This is a genomic window from Pilosibacter fragilis (genome assembly GCF_032490495.1).
GTDB classification, from domain to species: domain Bacteria; phylum Bacillota; class Clostridia; order Lachnospirales; family Lachnospiraceae; genus Pilosibacter; species Pilosibacter fragilis.
Genome location: NZ_JAVYJB010000002.1, coordinates 137040 through 158181, shown reverse-complemented (window position 1 = coordinate 158181; position 21142 = coordinate 137040). Strand labels below are relative to the sequence as shown.

Here is a 21142-nt window from a genome sequence, read left to right as displayed (position 1 = left end):
TAAAGGGGGATTTCAAGATGAAAGATGCTGTCGTAATCAAGGGAAATAAAGCGGGAATGACGGTCTATCTGGAGAAAGACCTGGATTTTGATGAGGTTCTTCAGGCAATCGCAAAGAAATTCAAGGCGACGGCGAAATTCTGGGGAGCTGCCCAGATGACACTGACACTGGAAGGACGGGATCTGACACCGGAGGAGGAGTACCGCGTCGTTCAGACTATCACGGATAATTCTGATATCGAGGTGCTGTGTCTTCTCGACACGGACGGAAACAGGACAAAGAAGTGTGAGAAAGCGCTGAACGAGAGGTTGATGGAGCTGTCGTCCCTCACGGGACAGTTTTACAAGGGAAATCTCCGGGACGGGGATGAACTGGAATCGGAAGCCAGTATCGTCGTGATCGGTGACGTGGAAAAGGGAGCGAAGGTCAGCGCGAAAGGAAATATCGTCGTCTTAGGGGCGCTCCGCGGAGCGGCTTACGCAGGTGTCTGCGGGAATGAGGACGCGGTGATCGTCGCCTTCGAGATGGCACCGATGTCTGTGCGGATCGCCGGGCTTTCCCTGAAAAAAGCCGGGAACGGACGTCACCTGGGACGGGGGCCGATGATGATCCTGTCTGAAAACGGGAAAGTTGTAGAGGAGCCGATCAAGAAGAGCTTTCTGAGCGCACTGAATTTTATTTAAGCCAAATGCCTAACCGTCCTTGCGTGCAGGCACGCAGTCCGTTTAGTTGCTTGACAACCTTTAACTGTAAATTTTTTATAAACTCTATTTTTTACTGGAATTTTTTGCTTTTTTCATGTAAAATATATTTTGTGGATTTATGTCCAGGCAGCGCCATTCTCAGATAATAGAACCGCTGCGGTACATTACAACTGAATACAGGAGGATATTCTTATGAGTGAAGTCATTGTTGTTACATCCGGAAAAGGGGGTGTTGGCAAGACGACGACCTCAGCGAATGTCGGTACAGGACTTGCCATGCTTGGGGAAAAAGTAATTCTGATCGATACAGATATCGGTCTGAGAAACCTCGACGTGGTGATGGGACTGGAGAACCGCATCGTCTACAACCTTGTGGACGTCGTGGAGGGAAACTGCCGTCTGAAGCAGGCACTGATAAAAGACAAAAGATATCCAAACCTGTTTTTACTTCCGTCCGCCCAGACCAGGGACAAGTCTTCCGTGACTCCCGGCCAGATGCGAAAGCTGGTGGATGACCTGAGAGAAGAGTTTGATTATGTACTGTTAGACTGTCCTGCCGGAATCGAGCAGGGATTTAAGAATGCCATCGCCGGAGCGGACCGTGCCTTTGTGGTGACGACTCCCGAGGTGTCAGCAATTCGTGACGCTGACCGGATCATCGGTCTTCTGGAAGCAGATGAGATCTCAAAGATGGATCTCATCGTAAACCGGATCCGGATGGATATGGTCCGGCGCGGGGATATGATGTCAATGGAGGACGTGACGGATATTCTCGGAATCCCAATCCTCGGCGCGATCCCGGACGATGAGGAGATCGTGATCTCCACGAACCAGGGGGAACCTCTGGTGGGAATGAATTCCTTTGCCGGACAGGCTTATCTTAATATCTGTAAGCGGATACTTGGTCAGGAGGTGCCGCTTATGGGGCTTGAGAAAAATAAAGGATTCTTCCATATGTTTAGCGGTCTCTTAAAACGGGCATAAATGAAGAAGAGGCTGTTCCATATCCTGACAGGAAGAAATTCCGGAAACATAGCAAAAAAACGGCTTGAATTTCTGCTGATCGCAGACCGGGCCGGATGTACGCCGGAGATCCTCGAGATGTTAAAAAACGACATGATAAAAGTCATATCAAGATATATGATGATCGATCCGGAGCAGCTGGAGGTCAAGGTGATCCATATGGACCACAAAAGGGTGGGAGAGAAGCTCCCTGTCCTGTACGCCAGCATCCCGGTTCGTGAACTGCTAGTTAAGGGGACATTTTAATACATGTTTTCAGAATACAATTTTAAAAACTTCAATTTCCGCCTGCTGTTCTATGCCCTGGCATTAAACGCCATCGGGCTTCTCGTGATCAACAGCGCGGTAAACGGAGACAGAAGCTATATCAACCGCCAGTTGATCGGCCTTTTCGGCGGACTGGTGATCATGCTCTTCCTGGCTCTGACAGATTACCACAAACTGATGCGCTGCACCGGCGTGATCTACCTTGGATGTGTGGCGATCCTTCTCGCGATCATCGTTGCGGGACAGTTCGGAGGAGCCGGAACTGGTGCGAGACGCTGGATCACGCTTCCTGTTATCGGACGTTTCCAGCCGTCGGAATTTGTTAAGATCGGTCTGATCATTTTCTTCTCCTGGTTTCTGCAGCGAAATCAGGAGAAGATCAATAATCTCCGCACGTTGATCATCGTCGGAGCGTTTGCTGCTGTTCCGCTGCTTCTAATTATGAAGCAGCCGGATCTGTCCACGAGTATCGTTATCATGTTTATCATCGTATGCCTGATCTTTGTCGCGGGACTCAGCTACAAATGGATCGTCGGCGCTGCCGCCGTCGTGATCCCGGGGCTGGCCCTCACGGTATTTCTCGCCGAGCGGGGCGCTGTGCCGTTTCTGACAGGATACCAGGTAAACCGAATCCTTGCCTTCGTCAATCCTGGAAAATACGCGGACCTGAATGTCCAGCAGGATAACTCAAAGATGGCCATCGGATCGGGAATGCTGTATGGAAAGGGCCTGCTCAATGAAACGGCCATTTCCGTAAAGAACGGAAATTTCTTATCGGAGGAACACACCGATTTTATTTTCGCCGTGATCGGCGAGGAGATGGGCTTTGTGGGCTGCATGCTTGTGCTGGTCCTGTATCTTCTCTTTGTATTTGAATGCCTGCGAATGGCAGGGAGAACGAGAGACCTGACTGGAAAGCTTCTCTGTACGGGAATAGCTGCTCTCGTTGGATTCCAGGCATTTACAAACATTGCGGTTGCCACCGGAATTTTCCCGAACACCGGGCTTCCGCTTCCGTTTATCAGTTATGGTGTAAGTTCTCTGGTAAGTCTTTATATCGGCATCGGCGTTCTCTTAAACGTCGGACTGCAGCAAAATAAACTAGAATTCTAGGAGGTATTGTTATGAATGTTGGACTGATCGCTCATGATTCCAAAAAGAAACTGATGCAGAACTTCTGTATTGCGTACAAGGGAATCTTAAGTAAACATAACCTCTATGCGACCGGAACCACCGGCAAACTCATCGAGGAAGTCACAAACTTAAATATCCATAAATTTCTGCCGGGGCATCTTGGCGGAGAGCAGCAGATGGGAGCACAGATCGAGAACAACGATATGGATCTCGTGATTTTCTTAAGAGATCCGCTGTCCCCGAAGTCCCATGAGCCGGATGTCAACAAGGCTGTGAGACTCTGCGATATCCACAATGTCCCGTTAGCGACAAACCTCGCTACGGCGGAACTTCTGATCAAGGCCTTGGACCGCGGCGATCTGGAATGGCGCGAGATGTATAAGTAATGGGAAAGAAGATAAGATGGATCCCGGGAATCGTGGGACTCTGCCTGGTTCTTGGCGCGTCTGGCTGCGCGAAGTCCGCAGGTGCAGGAAGCTCCTACGCCCTGGATCAGAGGATCGGGACGTTTGCCGCCTCCGGAAGCGGAAGGACGGCGGATGGATTTGCGGCAGATCTGGCGGTAGTGACAGATGAAACGAGCGTGGATGAGACGCTCACAGCGGAGTCTGCCGGAGTGTTTCCGTTAGACGGCGGAAATGCTGTTTTCGCACAGGATGTCTTTGAACGGAGAAACCCTGCCAGCACGACAAAGGTCATGACGGCACTTATTGCTTTAAAATATGGGAATCTTGATGATGTGGTGACGGTTCCCCAGGAGTCGGTGATCACGGAGATCGGTTCCTCCATGGCGGGAGTCGTTCCCGGAGACAAGCTGACACTGGAGCAGCTTCTTTACGGCCTTCTGATCCCATCTGGAAACGACGCGGCGAATGCTATCGCGGTCCACATGGGCGGATCCATCGAGGGCTTTGTGAAGATGATGAATGAAGAGGCTGTACGGATCGGTGCAACAGGGACGCATTTTGCGAATGCCAACGGTCTGACGAATGCGGATCACTATATGACCGCCTATGATCTCTATTTGATGTTCCATGAGGCGTTAAAGTATGAGAAGTTCCGGGATATTATCGGGACGAAGACATACACGGGGACCTATAAAGGGGCGGACGGATCGGACAAGACCGCATCCTGGAGTGTCAGCAACTACTATATGCTCGGAAAGAAAGAGATGCCGGAGGGCCTCTCCGTATTCGGCGGAAAGACCGGAACCACCCAGGCGGCGGGCTACTGCCTGATCATGGGGGAGAGGGACGCGGACGGAAAAGAGTACGCATCCGTTGTAATGCACGCGGACAGCCGCGATGCCCTCTATTCGGATATGTCGACGATCATTGAGAAGATCGACCGATAGCGGAAAACAGGAAGAAAAAAGCGTGAATGAACAGGATATGAAAGTTTTCGGGGGATTCGGAGGCTTTCGTGTCCTGTTTTTTGCTCCCGGCATCCGTAAAGAACTGTCGGCGGCAGATTCTGCAGGTGTTGGAAGTACATTCTGCTTTTGTATGAAATTATTTCGAAATTTAGAAATAATGGTTGCAAATTTTCAGCAAATAGTCTATAATAAATTTACAAACAAGAGATTTTTTATACAAAATATATAAAATCCAAGGAGGAGTGCATTATGGTTCAGATCATCGCAGGACGGAAGGGAAAAGGAAAAACTAAATATTTACTTGATATGGCTAACACAGCTGTGAAAGAGGCAAAAGGTTCAATCGTTTACCTTGATAAGAGCTCGAAACATATGTACGAGCTTAACAATAAGATCCGCTTAATCAACGTAGCGGAGTTCTCTGTAAGTACGGCTGAAGGCTTTATCGGTTTCATCTGCGGAATTATTTCCCAGGATCACGACCTCGAGGCTATGTATCTCGACAGCTTCTTGAAGCTCGCTGGTCTTGAGGGAGAAGATATCACTGCAACTCTCGCAGAACTGGATCAGATCAGTGCAAAATACCATGTAAACTTTGTATTAAGCGTATCCATGGATGGTGAAGAACTTCCGGAATCTGCAAAAGATATGGTACTGGTAGCTTTATAAAATAATCGCTCCTTCCTATATAAGAGTACATAAACACCTGCCTGACGGCGGGTGTTTATGTTTTATGGAAAAATGAAAGGCCCGGTTTAACGGGATATTTCCAGATCAGAGGACATATATTGCCAGGTGTCTGAAAAGAAAAATTAAAAATAAATAAAACGTCAAGCAAAAACACTTGACAACCATCTCCGTTTATAGTATGATATCGAAGGTGACCTGATATGGAAAAAATTGTAGCACAGGGTCTTCTGTATGATTTCTATGGAGAGCTCTTAACGGAGCACCAGCGGCGTGTATATGAAGATGTGGTATTTAATGACATGTCCCTCAGCGAGATCGCCGAAGAACAGGGAATCAGCAGACAGGGCGTGCATGACTTGGTGAAGCGCTGTGACAAGATTCTTTCCGGATACGAGGAAAAACTGAAGCTTGTCGAGAAATTCAACCAGACAAAGAAAATGGTAGAAGAGATTAAGGAACTGGCTGGCCAATATAAAAAGGACGGCGACCGATCCCTGATCGACAGGATCGAAGCGATTTCCGAAGAGATCGGGAAGCTGTAAGTCAGAGGGAGAGTTTTCATGGCATTTGAAAGTTTAGCCGATAAATTACAGAATGTCTTTAAAAACTTAAGAGGCAAAGGAAGACTGACAGAGGCAGATGTAAAAGCTGCCCTGAAGGAAGTCAAGATGGCTCTCCTGGAAGCCGATGTAAGTTTTAAAGTTGTTAAACAGTTTATCAGTTCTGTACAGGAGCGTGCGATCGGACAGGATGTCTTAGAGAGCCTGACTCCGGGACAGATGGTAATAAAAATCGTAAATGAGGAGCTCGTAAAGCTTATGGGTTCCGAGACCACAGAGATTGCCTTAAAGCCCCAGAATGAGATCACCGTGATCATGATGATCGGACTTCAGGGTGCAGGTAAGACAACGACTACGGCAAAGCTTGCCGGAAAGTTTAAGGCGAAGGGCAGAAAGCCGCTCCTTGCGGCCTGCGACGTTTACCGTCCTGCTGCGATCAAACAGTTACAGGTAAACGGTGAGAAAGTCGGAGTTCCGGTCTTCACGATGGGTGATAACCAGAATCCGGTGAATATCGCGAAAGCCGCTGTGGAACATGCCAGAAAAGAAGGCATGAATCTCGTATTCCTCGATACGGCAGGACGTCTTCAGATCGACGAGTCCATGATGGATGAGCTCGTCAATATCAAGGAAGCCGTTGAAGTCGACCAGACGATCCTCGTTGTCGACGCGATGACCGGTCAGGATGCAGTAAATGTAGCCGGAAGCTTCAATGATAAGATCGGCGTCGACGGCGTAATCTTAACAAAGCTTGACGGTGATACACGAGGCGGTGCGGCGTTATCGATCCGTGCCGTGACGGGAAAACCGATCCTCTACGTCGGTATGGGCGAGAAGCTCTCCGATCTGGAACAGTTTTATCCGGACCGTATGGCTTCGAGAATCCTTGGAATGGGTGATATCCTTTCCCTGATTGAGAAAGCCGAGTTTGAGGTGAGCGAAGAGAAGGCAAAAGAAATGAGCCAGAAACTTCGCAAAGCAGAATTTGATTTTAACGATTTCCTGGATCAGATGCGCCAGATCAAAAAAATGGGCGGCATGAACAGCATCTTAAACATGATGCCGGGAATGTCTCAGATGAAGGGAAATGTTGAAATAGACGAGAGATCCATGGATAAAGTGGAGGCGATCATTCTCTCTATGACGAAGGGGGAGCGGGCGAATCCGTCCCTCTTAAATCCGTCGAGAAAACAGAGGATTGCAAAGGGAGCCGGCGTAGATATTGCCGAGGTGAACCGGATCGTCAAACAGTTTGAACAGTCGAAAAAGCTTATGAAGCAGCTTCCCGGAATGATGGGAGGCGGCAAGCGGAAAGGGCTTGGCGGACTGGGCGGGATGCTTGGAAAGATGAAATTACCTTTCTAAATACCGCAATTTATGATAAGAAGGCAAATGCGATTCCCGCATGGCTGATAAACGAAAAAACCAAGGAGGTGAAATTGTCATGGCAGTTAAGATGAGATTAAGAAGAATGGGTCAGAAGAAGGCTCCTTTCTATAGAATTATCGTTGCAGATTCCCGTTCCCCGAGAGACGGTCGCTTCATCGAAGAGGTTGGATACTACGATCCGAACACAGAGCCGAGCACCATCAAATTCGACGAGGAAGCAGCTAAGAAGTGGTTAGGAACAGGCGCTCAGCCGACTGAGACTGTTGCTAAGCTCTTAAAGGCAGCCGGTATCCAGTAATCGAGGTGGATTCAATGAAGGAATTGGTAGAAGTTATCGCCAAAGCGCTGGTTGATAATCCAGATGAAGTCGTTGTTACGGAATCTGAAAAAGAAGAAGAGATCGTCATTGAGCTTAAGGTTGCCCCGACCGATATGGGAAAGGTGATCGGAAAGCAGGGAAGGATCGCGAAAGCCATCCGCTCCGTTGTGAAGGCAGCTTCTTCCAAGATGGATAAGAAAGTGATTGTTGAAATTCAGTAATCGTGAGGGACTGTGGACAGGATTTTTCCCGGCTGCAGTCCCCTTTCTGTCATTAAGGAGACAATATGGAAAAATATCTTCGCGTAGGCGTCATTACCTCCCCGCACGGCGTGCGCGGCGAGGTGAAGGTCTATCCGACCACAGATGATGTGATGCGCTTTAAAAAATTAGATAAAGTGATTCTGGATCTCGGAAGAGGAGAGACACGGGAGTTAAAGATTCGTCAGGTGAAATTCTTTAAAAATATGGTCATCCTGAAATTTGATGGCGTGGACACCATGAACGAGGTGGAAGGCTGGCGTCAGAAGGATCTTCTTATTACAAGAGATCAGGCGATCCCGCTGGAGGAGGATGAGTTCTTTATCACAGACCTCATCGGACTTAACGTTGTCACAGACGAGGGAGAGACACTTGGAACTTTGACGGATGTCATGGAGACCGGAGCGAATGATGTGTACTGCGTGAAGACACCGGAGGGAAAAGAGCTTCTTCTCCCGGCGATCCGCGACTGCATCCTGGACGTGGATCTCGACAAGGAAGAAATGCTTGTTCATGTTCTCCCGGGACTTCTCGATCTGTAGGGGAGGTATCGATGAACTTTCATGTACTTACCCTGTTCCCGGAAATGATCATGAACGGTCTGGAGACGAGTATTCTCGGCCGCGCGGCTGCAAAGGGAATCGTATCATTTGAGGCAGTGAACATCCGTGATTATACGCTGGAGCGCCACGGCAAGGTGGATGATTATCCATACGGAGGAGGAGCCGGGATGGTCATGCAGGCAGAGCCGATTTACCGCGCTTACGCGGCTCTTGTGGAGAAGATCGGAAAGAAACCACGTGTGATCTATATGACACCGCAGGGTCAGACCTTCAACCAGAGCATCGCGGAAGATCTTGCGCAGGAGGAAGATCTGGTGTTCCTCTGCGGCCATTATGAAGGCGTGGATGAGCGTGTCCTCGAGATGATCGCTACAGATTATCTCTCCGCAGGAGATTATGTCCTTACGGGCGGTGAACTGCCGGCGATGATGATGATCGACTGCATCTCAAGACTTGTGCCGGGAGTGCTGAACAATAACGTATCTGCGGAGTTTGAGACGTTCCATGATAATCTTCTGGAGTATCCCCAGTATACCCGTCCGGAAGTATTCATGGGCAAAAAGGTGCCGGATATCCTGCTTTCCGGCCACCACGCGAATGTGGAGAAGTGGCGCAGGGAACAGTCCATTATCCGAACGTTAAAGAACCGGCCGGAGCTTCTTGAGGATGCGGTCCTGTCGAAGAAGGAGCAGAAGTTTCTCGACGAACTGTTGAGACAGCAGGAATTGGAGAACGCCCAGAAGGTCAAAAATAAAGAGAAAGCATCGGCGGAACATGACGGGGAAGAGACCGCCTGATCCGTGCAGCAGCTGGAAAAATGAGACTTTCGCTCCACAAATATTGGTTACAGTTCAGCCATTACATCTTCTTGTTTTCATATTCATGAAAACAAGAAGCTTGGTGGTTCCACCATATGCTGATTTGGATGAAAAAGTGCTTATGCAAGCAAGCTTGCAACACACTTTCTCATTCAAACCAGCGCATGGCTGAACTGTAACAAATATTGTGCGATTTTTGAGAAAACCGCTTGCATTTTGGCTGACGGTATGGTAAAATACAAAACTGTGGTATCCGAAAGACGGGGAAATCCTGTCGATACGGAGGCTTAAATCATAAGAGATGGTCCGCTGCCGCAGGAAAAGATGATGCGGGTAAGAACATCGAATACTTTAAGGAGGTTCATATCAATGAACGACATTATCAAGAATATCGAAGCTGCACAGTTAAAAGAGTCTGTACCGAGCTTCAACGTAGGTGACACTGTAAGAGTATCCGCTAAGATCAAAGAGGGAAACCGTGAGAGAATCCAGGTTTTCGAGGGTACAGTTATCAAGAGACAGAACGGCGGCGTTAGAGAGACTTTCACAGTAAGAAAGAACTCCAACGGTATCGGCGTTGAGAAAACATGGCCGCTTCATTCCCCGTCTGTTGAGAACGTTGAGGTTGTTAGAAGAGGTAAAGTTCGTCGTGCGAAACTTTACTACTTAAGAACAAGAGTAGGTAAGGCAGCAAAGGTTAAAGAATTAGTAAAATAATTCATAACTGTACAGAGAGTCAGTAGATCAAAGGGGCAATGAAAATTGTCCCTTTGTTTTTAATGTAACAGGAAATTCCGAGGAATTCCCTGTTACATTAAAAGGCACTAACGTGCCAAGGATGCGCACTCGCGCGAAGATGTAGATTGTCGCAAGCGACCGCGCGAGGCGCGAGAATGTGCCAAGGCACATTCTTTTTATATGAAAGTGTTGTTAAGCGGATGACCAGACTGCGTACTTGCGCGCAAGGATGGGCAGACATTTGACAGCCAAGCCGATATAAGTAAGCAGGGCGATAGCCCGGATTACGAATTTTGGCGGCAATTGTGGGAGTGACTTAGTCACGGAACAATTGCCTTTCAGAGAGGGGGACTCGCCATGGAATTTTTTGAGGAAAAGGAATCGAACAGACTTCACCGGCTCACGGAATGGGCGGTCGACTGCGCAGTCATGGTTGCCCTTGCGTGTTATCTTGTGTTTTGTTTTGGAAGCAGGATTGAGATGAATGGAAGTTCCATGAAGCCCGTGCTGGAATCCGGAGATGTGGTATTGATGAACCGCCTGTCCTACGATATCGGGAAACCGAACCGGCTTGATGTCGTTGTGTTTGAGCGGGAAGGGCAGCAGCCTGGAATCAAGCGGATCATCGGACTTCCGGGGGAAACGGTCCAGATCAAAAACGGGTCCATCTATATCAATGGGGAACTCTTAAAGGCGCAGGACGGTCTTGGTGAGGCCACGATCGCCGGGGCAGCCGAATATCCGGTGGAGCTTGGGGAGGATGAATATTTTCTCCTGGGAGACAACCGGGAATCAAGTGAAGACAGCCGGTTTTCCGGCATTGGAAATATAAAACGGGAAAATCTCATCGGACGCGTCTGGCTGCGGTTTCAGCCATTTTCCAGACTTGGTTTCGTCCGGTAGCAGGAAAGGACGGAGACAATTACTATGAATATACAGTGGTATCCAGGCCATATGACAAAGGCGAAACGCGCCATGAAAGAGGACGTGAAGCTTGTAGACCTCGTGATCGAGCTCGTGGACGCGCGCGCGCCGTTAGCCAGCCGCAACCCGGATATTGACAGTCTCGCAGCTGGAAAAGGCCGTGTGATCCTTTTAAACAAGGCAGATCTCGCTTCTGAGAAGGCAAACGCGGTGTGGATCACTTACTTTGAGAGCCAGGGTTTCCAGGTCATGAAGATCGACGCGAGGGCGAAGGCAACCTTAAAGCAATTGAATGCCCTGATCCAGGAGGCATGTAAGGAGAAGATCGAGCGCGACAGAAGACGCGGAATCTTAAACCGCCCGGTGCGCGCCATGGTGGTGGGGATCCCGAACGTGGGAAAATCCACCTTCATCAACAGCTTTGCCGGAAAGGCGGCTGCGAAGACCGGAAATAAGCCTGGCGTCACAAAAGGAAACCAGTGGATCCGCTTAAACAAGCAGGTGGAGCTTCTTGACACCCCAGGGATCTTATGGCCGAAATTTGAGGACCAGAGAGTGGGACTTTTACTGGCATTTTTAGGTTCCATCAACGATGAGATCCTGGAAAAAGATGAGCTGGCATCCGAGCTTGCGGACTATCTTAGGAATATCACTCCGGGACTCTTAAAGGAGCGCTATGGAATCGAGGAGGACGGAAAGAAGCCGTATGAGCTTCTCGATGAGATCGCGGCAGCCCGCGCATGCCTGACGAAAGGCGGGGTGAATGATCTCACGAAGGCTGCGAGACTGCTGCTCGATGAATTCCGGGGTGGAAAGCTTGGAAGGATTACGCTGGAGATGCCGGAAAAGAAAGAAGAAGCGGAATAATATAAAACTCTGAAAATGCAGAGGTGTGCAGATATTTCCCGGAATTATTCAGATGATGACTGTTTTGATGAAATGAAAGGGGAGAAGCTGCGCATGCAGGCAGAGAAATTATGTGAGGATAAGGAGCTGGGCAGAATATGGCAAGACGGGTGCTGACGGGAGAAAAACTTGAGAAGGAACTGGAACGTCTCTCTCTTATGCGGGAATTCGAGAGACAGTATGAGGATTGCGCGTTCATCTGCGGAATCGATGAGGCAGGCCGTGGACCTCTTGCGGGCCCTGTAGCAGCCGGTGCGGCGATCCTGCCGAAGGATTGCCGGATCCTTTATCTGAACGACTCAAAGAAGCTCTCTGAGAGCCGCCGGGAGGAACTGTTCTTGGAAATCAAGGAGAAAGCAATCGCCTGGTCTGTGGGGATCGTGGGCCCGGAGCGGATCGATGAGATCAATATCTTACAGGCGACCTATGAGGCAATGCGGCAGGCGATCGCAAAGCTCGATCCGGCGCCGCAGATCCTCTTAAACGATGCGGTGACGATCCCGGGCATTGCGGTTCCCCAGGTGCCGATCATCAAGGGCGACGCGAAGAGCGTTTCTATCGCTGCGGCCAGCATCCTCGCAAAGGTGACCAGAGACCATATGATGGAGGAGTATGATAAGGAATATCCGGAGTATGGTTTCGCGAAGCATAAAGGATACGGAACTCCGGCGCATATCACAGCGCTCAAGGAGTTTGGTCCGACACCGATCCACAGACGGACGTTTATTACCAAATTCGTATAAATTGGCAGGCTCGAGGATCAGGTGTAAAGAGAGAATAAAAATGTTTATGCGGCTGCAGGAGATGAGCTGTATGGACTGCGTTGTCATAAATCGGGGGATGAGCGTGACAAAGAATAATCGGGCAACAGGCAGCATCTATGAAGAAAAGATCGCTGCCTTTTTAAAACAGAACGGATTTATGATCCTGGAGAGGAATTACCGCTGCAAGCAGGGCGAGATCGATATTATCGCGAAGGATGGAAAATATTTCGTGTTTATCGAGGTGAAATTCCGCGCCAGCGGCTCGGCTGGTTTTTCACTGGAAGCCATCGACCACAGGAAGGCCATGCGGATCCGGAATGCAGCGGTGTATTATCTGTTTTCCCATCAACTTCCGGAGGAGACTCCGTGCCGGTTTGATGCGGCGGGGATCGATGGGGAAGAGATCACGTATATCAGAAACGCTTTTTAATGAAATAGTCTTATGTTTTTTGCATGAGATATCTCGGAAAGGGGAAAATTTATGAATCAGTGGATCAGAAAAACAGATGCGGCGGATCATATGAGAGAAGTGACAAAGAGCAGTGTCACATATCTGACATTTCCGGTACTTGATGCCACGGGAATCGTCACTCACGCGTTCTCCACGAGAATGGGCGGTGTCAGCGAGGGCTGGTATTCGACCATGAATTTTTCCTTTACCCGCGGTGATAACCGGGAACATGTGCTGGAGAATTACAGCAGGATGGCGGCGGCTCTCGGTGTAGACCGGGAAAAAATGGTCTTAACCTGGCAGACCCACACGACAAATATCCGAGTCGTCTCCGCGGATGATCTCGGAAAAGGCGTTGTGAAGGACCGGGACTACCGGGATATCGACGGACTTTTGACGAACATGCCGGGCGTGACGCTTGTGACATTTTTTGCGGACTGTGTCCCGTTATATTTTGTAGATCCGAAACACCATGCCATTGGTCTCGCACATTCCGGCTGGCGAGGAACCGTGAACCGCATGGGGGAAAAGATGATACATGCGATGAAGCAGGAATACGGAACTGTCCCGGAAGACCTGATCTGCTGCGTGGGACCGAGTATCTGCAGCGACTGTTATGAGGTCGGGGAAGATGTGGCGGACAACTTTCGTGATGCATTTTCGAAAGAGGATTGTGAACACATTGTCTTCCCGTCTAAGAGCGGCGTGATCGGGAAGCGTCAGCTGGATCTCTGGGAGGCAAATCGCCGAATCCTGATGGAAGCCGGAGTGCCGTCAAAGAATATTTCCGTCACAGATATCTGCACAAAGTGCAACCCGGATAAGCTGTTTTCCCACAGGGCGATGGGGGAGAAACGAGGGAATCTCTGCGCGTTTCTTGCACTTAAAGAGAGATAAAAAGTCTCGAAGCCGCTGATATTGAATTGCAGGCAGAGCCGACAGACAGCACGAAGTGGTTGAATTGCAAGAAAACGACATTTCACACAAAACCTTCCAGTGTATTATTTTTCAGGACGATCATACTAGGAACGTACCATCAAACATGCCCGATGCGAAAGCAGTAAAAGGCATTACACTAAAAGGAGGCGTATCTTATGTCTAACACAAGCAGTTCTTCTAACCGTGTAGTAGTTCCGGAAGCAAAGGAAGCGATGGACAAATTCAAAATGGAGATCGCAGATGAGCTCGGAGTACCGCTCACAAACGGCTACAACGGCAATCTGACTTCTTACCAGAACGGCAGCGTCGGCGGCTATATGGTCAAGAAGATGATCGAAGAGCAGGAGAAGAAGATGGCAGGTAAATAAAGCCTGAGCATCCGGAAAGCCTTCGCAGGAAAGACGGGACCTCATCAGTTCCATCTGCCCTGTGAGGGCTTTTTCCGTGTCACGATTCACGCCTTGCCGCAGACAGTAACTGAGTATGTTACAGCAAAAAATACTTGTATAATAGAAAAAATGCGATTATAATGGGTATGCTTTCTTACGGTCAGCGTAGCAAGTGCGCAGACATGCAGAACAGTTACGAATAATTGCAATATTCAGAGGTTGAAATATGAGAGTGATTGCAGGCAGCGCGAGACGGCTGCTTTTAAAGACGGTGGATGGAATGGAGACAAGACCCACCACGGACCGGATAAAAGAGACCCTGTTCAATATGCTTCAGAATGACCTTTACGGGGCAAGATTCCTGGATCTTTTCGCGGGAAGCGGCGCGATCGGGATCGAGGCATTAAGCCGCGGGGCGAAGGAAGCGGTCTTTGTCGATAAGGGTGACGGACAGATTTCCTGCATCCGGGAGAATTTAAAGACAACCCACCTGGAAGAAAAGGCCAGGGTCATGTCTGCGGATGTGACAGAGGCAGTTCGGAGACTTGACCGGGATGGAAAGTCGTTTGACTTTATCTTTATGGATCCACCGTACCGGATGGATCTTCCGAAAAAAGTCCTTGAGGCATTAAAGGATACCTGTCTCGCGGACGAAGAGACGCTGATCATCGCTGAGGAAGCTCTTGACGTGGATTTTTCCTGGGCTGGTGCACTCGGGTATGAGATCGTGAAGATCAAAGAATATAAGACGAATAAACATGTTTTCCTTAAGATTAAGAAAGTGTAATGAAGTGACCAGTACGAATGACAGATCACAGGCTGGAAATTGCCAGAACAAAGCCAGAAAAAACACATAAAATGAGGAGATAAACCGCAGCAGCCTGCGGCATAGACAAAAATCATGAAGACAGCAATCTATCCGGGAAGTTTTGACCCGGTCACACTGGGACATATCGATGTTATCAAGAGGGCATCAAAATTATTCGATCATCTGATCATCGGCGTTCTCAATAATCGCGCGAAAACGCCATTGTTTTCTGTGGAAGAACGTGTTAAGATGTTAGAAGAGGTCACAAAAGACATTCCGAACGTGGAGGTAAAGAGCTTTGCGGGACTTACCGTTGACTTTGCAAAGGAATGCAACGCCAACGCCGTTGTCCGTGGACTCCGCGCGATCACTGACTTCGAATATGAACTCCAGATCGCCCAGTTAAACCGCGTGATGGATACCAGCATAGACACAGTATTTCTGACCACGAGCCTTGAGTACGCGTACTTAAGTTCCAGTACCGTAAAGGAAGTTGCGGCTTACGGCGGGGATATTTCGAATTTTGTAACACCTTATGTGGCGGATGAAGTACATAAGAGACTGCGTGAGAGACAAGGCAGTCAGGTGTAAGGGAAAGGAAAAGGAAACGACATGAGCAGAATTGAACAGTTAATCAATGAAATTGAGGAATATATCGACAGCTGTAAATTTCAGCCGTTATCTACAACAAAGATCATCGTAAACAAAGAGGAGCTGGACGAGCTTTTAGTGGAGCTTCGCTTAAGAATCCCGGATGAGATCAAGCAGTATCAGAAGATCATCAGCAACCAGGATGCGATCCTCTCTGATGCCCACAGCAAGGCAGACGCAATGCTCGCAGAGGCAACGGCCCAGACAAACGAGCTTGTAAACGAGCACGAGATCATGCAGAGAGCTTACGCCCAGGCAAATGAGATCATCGAGCAGGCCCAGGCCCAGGCCCAGACTATCGTTGACAACGCAGTCGCTGACGCAAACAGTGTCCGTCAGGGATCTATCCAGTACACAGATGATATGTTAAAGAGCCTTCAGACAATTATGAACCACACAATGGAAGGCGCCCAGGGCCGCTTCGACGCGTTCATGAACTCCATGAAGTCCAGCTACGATATCGTTTCCTCCAACAGAAAGGAACTTTCCTCCGGAATCATCACAGAGAAAGAGGAAGACGCTGCGCCGGAGACCGATGGTAAGAACGCTTAATGCAGTCAGTCTGTACAGAATCGCTGATGGAAACAAAACGAATTTAAAATATGGAAAAACGCAGAACACCGGTGAGGACTGCCATGACGGCAGCTGTCAGGGAGGCGTGGGCAATTTTCCAGAGAAGATACTGCCGGATGGAGAGTCCGGCAGTTTTTTCGTGTACAGAATTCTGCCGGCCGCCGCAGGAGACCGTCCTGCCGGCGGATCCCGATGAGGATCGGTGTATCCGGATCACTGCATTTGTCTGCGACATGGCGGAAAAGCCGCCGAAAGAGAATATGGCAGCAGCTGCGATAGCGGAATATGGATATGTAAGAGAATCGCTGACAGTACGGATCCCCGTTGTGATCTCCATTGCGCCAGAGAAAAACAGACGGGCTGGGGCTGGAATCTCAGGAGTATTCCGGATCACAAGGATCAAAATGGAATAAAAGATCAGGTAGCCGCCGATCTTTACAAGAATCTCTGCGGAATTCAGGATCGCGGCATCCAGGGAAAGTGCAGAACTGGACGATTTATCTGATCGTGTGTGCTTTGAAGAAAACGCATTGGCGGAATTCGGAGTTGGATGTTGTTGGGAAATACCGGAATTTTCCGGGATGGATTCAGGACTAAAAGGAGCGTGATAAATGAAGTGTGCCGGGATAGCGAGCAGCAGGAGCGGCATGTAAATGGCAAAGACAAAGCACAAAAGCGGTAACTGAGCGGCAAACATGGGATAAACGAAACCTGCGAGAAACATGGGACTCGGGTGATTACAGAGGGCGAAGAGAAACTTTGCCTCGCTGGAGCTGAGCCGCCTTTCCGCGAGAAAGTCTGCGCACGTTTTTGCGCCCATAGGGCAGCCGCAGAGGAGCCCTGTGAGGAGAACATACCATCCGTCTGCTGACAGCCCGCAGAAACGGAAAACCACCGTAAACGGCTGCATAAGCCAGGAGATCCCGCCGGAGGCAGAGAGAATGGAGGACAGAACCATAAATGGAAACAGCGCCGGTACCACTGCAGAATACCACAAAAGAAGTCCGGCTGCTGCACCTTTTGTCACAAGGCCCGCGTGAAAGATCATAAAAAGCAGGGAGAAAAGAGCCAGGATTGATGTCTTTATCATAAATACTCCTAATGAGGATATTTAGATCAGGTTTACCGGGTGCCCCAGATAGTTACAGTTCAGCCATTACATCTTCTTGTTTTCATATTCATGAAAACAAGAAGCCTGGTGGTTCCACCATATGCTGATTTGGATGAAAAAGTGCTTATGCAAGCAAGCTTGCAACACACTTTCTCATTCAAACCAGCGCATGGCTGAACTGTAACACCAGATAAACTCTTTCTATTATTTTCATTGTACTTTCACCGGAATTTTGATATGATAAAGATAGTGTGCTTTTTTATTTAAAAGTCCATATTTTCCGGGAATTCTGCATTTCCCAATAGAATGAATACGGACTGGACCAGAAAAGCACGGGATTCGGAAGGAGAGAAATACTTGGAAAAAGCAATCCGGTTGGATAAATATCTGGCTGATATGGGAAAAGGGACGAGGACGGAGCTCAAGGAGATGATCCGGAGAGGACGGATCACGGTGAACGGTGTGATCGTAAAAAAGCCTGAGACGAAGATAAAGAAAGGCGAAGACACGATCTGTCTTGACAATGCGCCGGTAGAATACGTGGAACTGGAATATTACCTTTTAAATAAACCCCAGGGTGTGATCTCCGCGACGGAGGACCGCCGCAGAAAGACCGTGGTGGATCTTATCGATGAAAAAAGCCGAAAAGACCTGTTCCCGGTGGGCCGTCTTGATATCGATACAGAAGGTCTGCTTCTCATCACAAACGATGGGGCGCTGGCCCACCGTCTTCTCTCACCGGGACATCACGTGGATAAGGTGTATGAGGCGAGATGCGAGGGCTTTGTCCCAGATGAGGCGGTAGATAAGTTCCGGGAAGGAATGACGCTTGCGGACGGACTTTCCTGTATGCCTGCGGAGCTGGAGATCTTAGAGAGAAGAGCGGAGGACCGGAAGACGGGGACAGCGGCGGAGAGTCTCGTGCGGCTCACGCTTCACGAGGGGAAATTCCATCAGGTTAAGCGCATGATGGAGGAGACCGGCTGTCCGGTGCTTCACTTAAAACGCTTGTCTATGGGGCCGCTGAAGCTCGATGATGCTTTAAAGACCGGGGAATACCGGAAACTGACGGATAAAGAACGGGAGTTGTTGGAAAACTTATGATAAAGAATTTTTTGGAAAATAAAAAGGCGGTGCTTTTTGATCTGGATGGGACTCTGGTGGATTCCATGTGGATGTGGGAGGCGATCGATATCGAATTTTTGGGAGCTTACGGCTATGAATGCCCGGACGATATCCAGAGAGCGATCGAGGGAATGAGCTTTTCGGAGACGGCGGTATATTTTAAGGAGCGGTTTGATCTCCCGTTAAGCCTTGACGAGATTAAGGCAGTCTGGACCCGGATGTCGATCGACAAGTACCGTCATGAAGTACCCTTGAAGCCGGGTGTGCTGGAATTTTTGAAATACTGCAAGGAGAACGGGATCCGCACAGGAATCGGGACCAGCAACGGAAGCGAGATCGTAGATGCGGTCCTGACATCTTTGAAGGTGAAAGAATACTTTGATGCGGTGGTGACAGCCTGTGAGGTGGCTCACGGAAAGCCGGAGCCGGATATCTACCTCGAAGTCGCAAAACGTCTTGGTGTGCAACCGGAGAACTGCCTCGTGTTTGAGGATATCCCGGCGGGGATCATGGCAGGCAAAGCGGCGGGGATGCCGGTGATCGCCATGGAGGATGATTTTTCGGCAGATCTGATGGATGAGAAGAGAGCGCTTGCGGATGCGGTGATCTCTGATTACAGAGAATTACTGTAGTTTTTATAAGATTGGCTCATTTGCCGGTTCAACGATAAAATGAATAAGGACATAACATATGATACATGATTTTCTCCCGGTATGTCGGGCAGATATGGAAAAAAGAGGCTGGGACCAGTGTGATTTCGTCTATGTTTGTGGAGACGCCTATGTGGACCATCCGTCCTTCGGTTCCGCAATCATCAGCCGTGTGCTGGAATCCTACGGATACAAGGTCGGGATCATCGCCCAGCCGGACTGGAAGGACAAAGAGAGCATCCAGGTTCTCGGAAGACCGCGTCTCGGCTTCCTCGTGAGCGCCGGAAATATGGACTCCATGGTAAACCATTATTCCGTCTCAAAAAGACGCCGCGATAAGGATTCCTACACGCCGGGCGGTGTTATGGGAAAGCGGCCGGATTACGCGGCGGTGGTTTACTGCAACCTGATCCGTTCCGTTTATAAGGATATCCCCATCGTGATCGGCGGGATCGAGGCGAGCTTACGGCGCCTGGCCCACTATGATTACTGGTCGAACAAGGTGAAGCACTCGATCCTCGTGGATTCCCAGGCAGACCTGATCTCTTACGGAATGGGCGAAAAGTCTATCGTTGAGATCGCGGACGCGCTGAACTCCGGTCTTGATGTGAAGGATATTACATTTATCGACGGAACTGTCTATAAGACAGACAGTCTGGATTCCGTATACGATGCGGTTACCCTGCCGTCCTATGATGAGATCAAAACAGATAAGAGACGTTATGCGGAAAGCTTCAATATCCAGTATAAAAATACGGATGCCTTTTCGGGAAAACGTCTTGTGGAGCAGTACCGGGACAACCTTTATGTTGTCCAGAACCCACCGGCAAAACCGCTTTCTGTTCAGGAGATGGATGATGTCTACGCACTTCCTTATATGAGGCGGTGGCATCCGTCCTACGATGCGGCAGGCGGGATCCCGGCGTTCTCGGAGGTGAAATTCAGCCTGATCAGCAACCGTGGCTGCTTCGGCGGCTGCAGCTTCTGTGCGCTGACGTTCCATCAGGGGCGTATTATTCAGGTACGAAGCCACGAATCGATCATCGATGAGGCGAAATACCTGACAAAGGAACCTGATTTTAAGGGATACATCCACGATGTGGGCGGCCCGACGGCGAACTTCCGCTTTCCGGCCTGCAAAAAACAGCTGAAATACGGAGCATGTCCTGGAAAACAGTGCCTCTTCCCGAAGCCGTGCGAAAACCTGATCGCGGACCATACGGATTATATCGCCCTCTTAAGAAAACTCCGGGCGCTGCCGAAGGTGAAGAAGGTATTTATCCGTTCCGGCATCCGTTTTGACTATGTTCTCGCGGACAAGAAAAAGGATTTTTTAAGAGAACTCTGCATGTACCATGTCAGCGGACAGCTGAAGGTTGCCCCGGAGCATGTCTCGGATCAGGTGCTCAGACTTCTCGGAAAGCCGGAGAATTCCGTCTATGAGAAGTTTGCTCAGGAATATAAAAAGATGAATGAGAAGCTGGGATTAAAGCAGTATCTCGTTCCATACCTGATGTCCTCCCACCCGGGTTCCACCTTGAAAGAGGCGGTGGAGCTTGCGGAACACTTAAGGGATCTTGGATACATGCCGGAGCAGGTACAGGATTTTTACCCGACACCGTCGACGATCTCTACATGTATGTACTATACAGGGCTGGATCCGCGGACGATGGAACCGGTCTATGTGCCGACGAACCCGCATGAGAAGGCGATGCAGCGTGCCCTGATCCAGTACCGGAATCCGGACAACTATGATCTTGTAAAAGAGGCACTGATCAAGGCCGGAAGAGAGGATCTCATCGGATTTGACCAGAAATGCCTGATCAAGCCAAGGAAGATGACGAAGGACATCGCAGATAGAAAAAAAGTCGGAACGAGGACCGGAAAAAAGCCCGGGAACGGGAAAACGGAAGGAAAAGGCCGCCAGGTCTTATCCGGCAGAGCAAAGGGAATGGCCGGACAGACCGGTGGGAGAAGACCGAAGCCGAAGCAGGGAGGACGAAAGAAATAA

The 21142-nt window shown here is 49.4% G+C and carries 28 protein-coding genes; 27 read left to right on the top strand and 1 reads right to left on the bottom strand.

Annotated features, from left to right (window positions below):
* Nucleotides 1-17: 17 nt before the first annotated feature.
* From ABCW45_RS02060 to ABCW45_RS01945, 24 genes are all read left to right on the top strand, one after another.
* Nucleotides 18-683 carry a septum site-determining protein MinC gene (locus ABCW45_RS02060; protein ID WP_117469548.1) on the top strand — a complete coding sequence of 222 codons (666 nt, stop codon included), beginning with the start codon at nt 18-20 and terminating at the stop codon, nt 681-683.
* Nucleotides 684-896: 213 nt separating this feature from the next.
* A complete protein-coding gene (gene minD, locus ABCW45_RS02055; protein WP_117469549.1) occupies nt 897-1688 on the top strand; it encodes a septum site-determining protein MinD in 792 nt (263 codons plus the stop codon).
* Nucleotides 1689-1973 (top strand): cell division topological specificity factor MinE, encoded by a 285-nt coding sequence (gene minE / locus ABCW45_RS02050; RefSeq protein WP_015554329.1) that lies wholly within the window; start codon nt 1689-1691, stop codon nt 1971-1973. It begins immediately after the preceding gene.
* Nucleotides 1974-1976: 3 nt separating this feature from the next.
* Entirely contained in the window at nt 1977-3107 is a 1131-nt protein-coding gene (locus ABCW45_RS02045) for an FtsW/RodA/SpoVE family cell cycle protein (RefSeq protein ID WP_117469550.1), read from the top strand.
* A gap of 11 nt (nt 3108-3118) precedes the next feature.
* A complete protein-coding gene (locus tag ABCW45_RS02040; protein WP_021904367.1) occupies nt 3119-3514 on the top strand; it encodes a methylglyoxal synthase in 396 nt (131 codons plus the stop codon).
* Nucleotides 3514-4482, top strand: coding sequence for a D-alanyl-D-alanine carboxypeptidase family protein (locus ABCW45_RS02035; RefSeq protein WP_117469551.1), 969 nt, complete (start codon nt 3514-3516; stop codon nt 4480-4482). The genes ABCW45_RS02040 and ABCW45_RS02035 overlap by 1 nt, the downstream gene beginning before the upstream one ends.
* A 22-nt stretch (nt 4483-4504) precedes the next feature.
* A complete protein-coding gene (locus ABCW45_RS02030; RefSeq protein ID WP_117469552.1) occupies nt 4505-4732 on the top strand; it encodes a hypothetical protein in 228 nt (75 codons plus the stop codon).
* 20 nt (nt 4733-4752) lie between these two features.
* Nucleotides 4753-5172, top strand: a complete 420-nt coding sequence (locus ABCW45_RS02025) for a hypothetical protein (RefSeq protein ID WP_015554333.1) — start codon at nt 4753-4755, stop codon at nt 5170-5172.
* A gap of 221 nt (nt 5173-5393) precedes the next feature.
* Nucleotides 5394-5735, top strand: a complete 342-nt coding sequence (ylxM, locus tag ABCW45_RS02020; protein WP_015554334.1) for a YlxM family DNA-binding protein — start codon at nt 5394-5396, stop codon at nt 5733-5735.
* 18 nt (nt 5736-5753) lie between these two features.
* Nucleotides 5754-7118: a signal recognition particle protein gene (gene ffh / locus ABCW45_RS02015; RefSeq protein ID WP_117469553.1), complete on the top strand. Its 1365-nt coding sequence runs from the start codon at nt 5754-5756 to the stop codon at nt 7116-7118.
* Between the two features lie 79 nt (nt 7119-7197).
* Complete coding sequence (rpsP, locus tag ABCW45_RS02010; protein WP_015554336.1) at nt 7198-7440, top strand: 30S ribosomal protein S16; 243 nt, start codon at nt 7198-7200, stop codon at nt 7438-7440.
* A 14-nt stretch (nt 7441-7454) separates the two neighbouring features.
* Nucleotides 7455-7682, top strand: coding sequence for a KH domain-containing protein (locus ABCW45_RS02005; RefSeq protein WP_015554337.1), 228 nt, complete (start codon nt 7455-7457; stop codon nt 7680-7682).
* Between the two features lie 65 nt (nt 7683-7747).
* Nucleotides 7748-8263 (top strand): ribosome maturation factor RimM, encoded by a 516-nt coding sequence (rimM, locus tag ABCW45_RS02000; RefSeq protein ID WP_015554338.1) that lies wholly within the window; start codon nt 7748-7750, stop codon nt 8261-8263.
* A gap of 11 nt (nt 8264-8274) precedes the next feature.
* Nucleotides 8275-9081 (top strand): tRNA (guanosine(37)-N1)-methyltransferase TrmD, encoded by an 807-nt coding sequence (gene trmD, locus ABCW45_RS01995; protein WP_117469554.1) that lies wholly within the window; start codon nt 8275-8277, stop codon nt 9079-9081.
* A 390-nt stretch (nt 9082-9471) separates the two neighbouring features.
* Nucleotides 9472-9819 (top strand): 50S ribosomal protein L19, encoded by a 348-nt coding sequence (gene rplS, locus ABCW45_RS01990; RefSeq protein WP_015554340.1) that lies wholly within the window; start codon nt 9472-9474, stop codon nt 9817-9819.
* 378 nt (nt 9820-10197) lie between these two features.
* Nucleotides 10198-10743 carry a signal peptidase I gene (gene lepB / locus ABCW45_RS01985; protein WP_015554341.1) on the top strand — a complete coding sequence of 182 codons (546 nt, stop codon included), beginning with the start codon at nt 10198-10200 and terminating at the stop codon, nt 10741-10743.
* 24 nt (nt 10744-10767) lie between these two features.
* On the top strand, nt 10768-11631 hold the full coding sequence (gene ylqF / locus ABCW45_RS01980; RefSeq protein WP_117469555.1) for a ribosome biogenesis GTPase YlqF: 864 nt from the start codon (nt 10768-10770) through the stop codon (nt 11629-11631).
* 137 nt (nt 11632-11768) lie between these two features.
* Nucleotides 11769-12413, top strand: coding sequence for a ribonuclease HII (locus tag ABCW45_RS01975; RefSeq protein ID WP_343220154.1), 645 nt, complete (start codon nt 11769-11771; stop codon nt 12411-12413).
* A 70-nt stretch (nt 12414-12483) separates the two neighbouring features.
* Entirely contained in the window at nt 12484-12864 is a 381-nt protein-coding gene (locus tag ABCW45_RS01970; protein WP_343220153.1) for a YraN family protein, read from the top strand.
* Nucleotides 12865-12915: 51 nt separating this feature from the next.
* The gene (gene pgeF / locus ABCW45_RS01965) at nt 12916-13782 is read left to right on the top strand and encodes a peptidoglycan editing factor PgeF (protein WP_117469558.1); all 867 of its coding nucleotides are present in this window, start codon (nt 12916-12918) and stop codon (nt 13780-13782) included.
* A gap of 197 nt (nt 13783-13979) precedes the next feature.
* Nucleotides 13980-14192, top strand: a complete 213-nt coding sequence (locus ABCW45_RS01960) for an alpha/beta-type small acid-soluble spore protein (protein ID WP_117469559.1) — start codon at nt 13980-13982, stop codon at nt 14190-14192.
* Between the two features lie 247 nt (nt 14193-14439).
* The gene (gene rsmD / locus ABCW45_RS01955; protein ID WP_117469560.1) at nt 14440-15000 is read left to right on the top strand and encodes a 16S rRNA (guanine(966)-N(2))-methyltransferase RsmD; all 561 of its coding nucleotides are present in this window, start codon (nt 14440-14442) and stop codon (nt 14998-15000) included.
* Between the two features lie 114 nt (nt 15001-15114).
* Nucleotides 15115-15612 (top strand): pantetheine-phosphate adenylyltransferase, encoded by a 498-nt coding sequence (coaD, locus tag ABCW45_RS01950; RefSeq protein ID WP_015554446.1) that lies wholly within the window; start codon nt 15115-15117, stop codon nt 15610-15612.
* 21 nt (nt 15613-15633) lie between these two features.
* Entirely contained in the window at nt 15634-16224 is a 591-nt protein-coding gene (locus ABCW45_RS01945; protein ID WP_117469561.1) for an ATP synthase subunit B family protein, read from the top strand.
* Nucleotides 16225-16267: 43 nt separating this feature from the next.
* Here ABCW45_RS01945 and ABCW45_RS01940 read toward each other — a convergent pair whose 3' ends face one another.
* Entirely contained in the window at nt 16268-17335 is a 1068-nt protein-coding gene (locus tag ABCW45_RS01940; RefSeq protein ID WP_343220152.1) for a hypothetical protein, read from the bottom strand.
* Nucleotides 17336-17662: 327 nt separating this feature from the next.
* Here ABCW45_RS01940 and ABCW45_RS01935 point away from each other — a divergent pair, with 327 nt between their 5' ends.
* From ABCW45_RS01935 to ABCW45_RS01925, 3 genes are read left to right on the top strand one after another with little or no spacing between them, the layout of a single operon-like run.
* On the top strand, nt 17663-18460 hold the full coding sequence (locus tag ABCW45_RS01935; RefSeq protein ID WP_117471782.1) for a pseudouridine synthase: 798 nt from the start codon (nt 17663-17665) through the stop codon (nt 18458-18460).
* Nucleotides 18457-19113, top strand: coding sequence for an HAD family hydrolase (locus ABCW45_RS01930; protein ID WP_117469564.1), 657 nt, complete (start codon nt 18457-18459; stop codon nt 19111-19113). The genes ABCW45_RS01935 and ABCW45_RS01930 overlap by 4 nt, the downstream gene beginning before the upstream one ends.
* Before the next feature lie 58 nt (nt 19114-19171).
* A complete protein-coding gene (locus ABCW45_RS01925; protein WP_343220150.1) occupies nt 19172-21142 on the top strand; it encodes a YgiQ family radical SAM protein in 1971 nt (656 codons plus the stop codon).

Bases quoted from the DNA above. Each gene is read 5' to 3' on its own strand.
- ABCW45_RS02060 (WP_117469548.1), top strand. From the start codon at position 18: ATGAAAGATGCTGTCGTAATCAAGGGAAATAAAGCGGGAATGACGGTC.
- minD (WP_117469549.1), top strand. From the start codon at position 897: ATGAGTGAAGTCATTGTTGTTACATCCGGAAAAGGGGGTGTTGGCAAG.
- minE (WP_015554329.1), top strand. From the start codon at position 1,689: ATGAAGAAGAGGCTGTTCCATATCCTGACAGGAAGAAATTCCGGAAAC.
- ABCW45_RS02045 (WP_117469550.1), top strand. From the start codon at position 1,977: ATGTTTTCAGAATACAATTTTAAAAACTTCAATTTCCGCCTGCTGTTC.
- ABCW45_RS02040 (WP_021904367.1), top strand. From the start codon at position 3,119: ATGAATGTTGGACTGATCGCTCATGATTCCAAAAAGAAACTGATGCAG.
- ABCW45_RS02035 (WP_117469551.1), top strand. From the start codon at position 3,514: ATGGGAAAGAAGATAAGATGGATCCCGGGAATCGTGGGACTCTGCCTG.
- ABCW45_RS02025 (WP_015554333.1), top strand. From the start codon at position 4,753: ATGGTTCAGATCATCGCAGGACGGAAGGGAAAAGGAAAAACTAAATAT.
- ylxM (WP_015554334.1), top strand. From the start codon at position 5,394: ATGGAAAAAATTGTAGCACAGGGTCTTCTGTATGATTTCTATGGAGAG.
- ffh (WP_117469553.1), top strand. From the start codon at position 5,754: ATGGCATTTGAAAGTTTAGCCGATAAATTACAGAATGTCTTTAAAAAC.
- rpsP (WP_015554336.1), top strand. From the start codon at position 7,198: ATGGCAGTTAAGATGAGATTAAGAAGAATGGGTCAGAAGAAGGCTCCT.
- ABCW45_RS02005 (WP_015554337.1), top strand. From the start codon at position 7,455: ATGAAGGAATTGGTAGAAGTTATCGCCAAAGCGCTGGTTGATAATCCA.
- rimM (WP_015554338.1), top strand. From the start codon at position 7,748: ATGGAAAAATATCTTCGCGTAGGCGTCATTACCTCCCCGCACGGCGTG.
- trmD (WP_117469554.1), top strand. From the start codon at position 8,275: ATGAACTTTCATGTACTTACCCTGTTCCCGGAAATGATCATGAACGGT.
- rplS (WP_015554340.1), top strand. From the start codon at position 9,472: ATGAACGACATTATCAAGAATATCGAAGCTGCACAGTTAAAAGAGTCT.
- lepB (WP_015554341.1), top strand. From the start codon at position 10,198: ATGGAATTTTTTGAGGAAAAGGAATCGAACAGACTTCACCGGCTCACG.
- ylqF (WP_117469555.1), top strand. From the start codon at position 10,768: ATGAATATACAGTGGTATCCAGGCCATATGACAAAGGCGAAACGCGCC.
- ABCW45_RS01975 (WP_343220154.1), top strand. From the start codon at position 11,769: ATGGCAAGACGGGTGCTGACGGGAGAAAAACTTGAGAAGGAACTGGAA.
- ABCW45_RS01970 (WP_343220153.1), top strand. From the start codon at position 12,484: ATGGACTGCGTTGTCATAAATCGGGGGATGAGCGTGACAAAGAATAAT.
- pgeF (WP_117469558.1), top strand. From the start codon at position 12,916: ATGAATCAGTGGATCAGAAAAACAGATGCGGCGGATCATATGAGAGAA.
- ABCW45_RS01960 (WP_117469559.1), top strand. From the start codon at position 13,980: ATGTCTAACACAAGCAGTTCTTCTAACCGTGTAGTAGTTCCGGAAGCA.
- rsmD (WP_117469560.1), top strand. From the start codon at position 14,440: ATGAGAGTGATTGCAGGCAGCGCGAGACGGCTGCTTTTAAAGACGGTG.
- coaD (WP_015554446.1), top strand. From the start codon at position 15,115: ATGAAGACAGCAATCTATCCGGGAAGTTTTGACCCGGTCACACTGGGA.
- ABCW45_RS01945 (WP_117469561.1), top strand. From the start codon at position 15,634: ATGAGCAGAATTGAACAGTTAATCAATGAAATTGAGGAATATATCGAC.
- ABCW45_RS01940 (WP_343220152.1), bottom strand. From the start codon at position 17,335: ATGATAAAGACATCAATCCTGGCTCTTTTCTCCCTGCTTTTTATGATC.
- ABCW45_RS01935 (WP_117471782.1), top strand. From the start codon at position 17,663: ATGAATACGGACTGGACCAGAAAAGCACGGGATTCGGAAGGAGAGAAA.
- ABCW45_RS01930 (WP_117469564.1), top strand. From the start codon at position 18,457: ATGATAAAGAATTTTTTGGAAAATAAAAAGGCGGTGCTTTTTGATCTG.
- ABCW45_RS01925 (WP_343220150.1), top strand. From the start codon at position 19,172: ATGATACATGATTTTCTCCCGGTATGTCGGGCAGATATGGAAAAAAGA.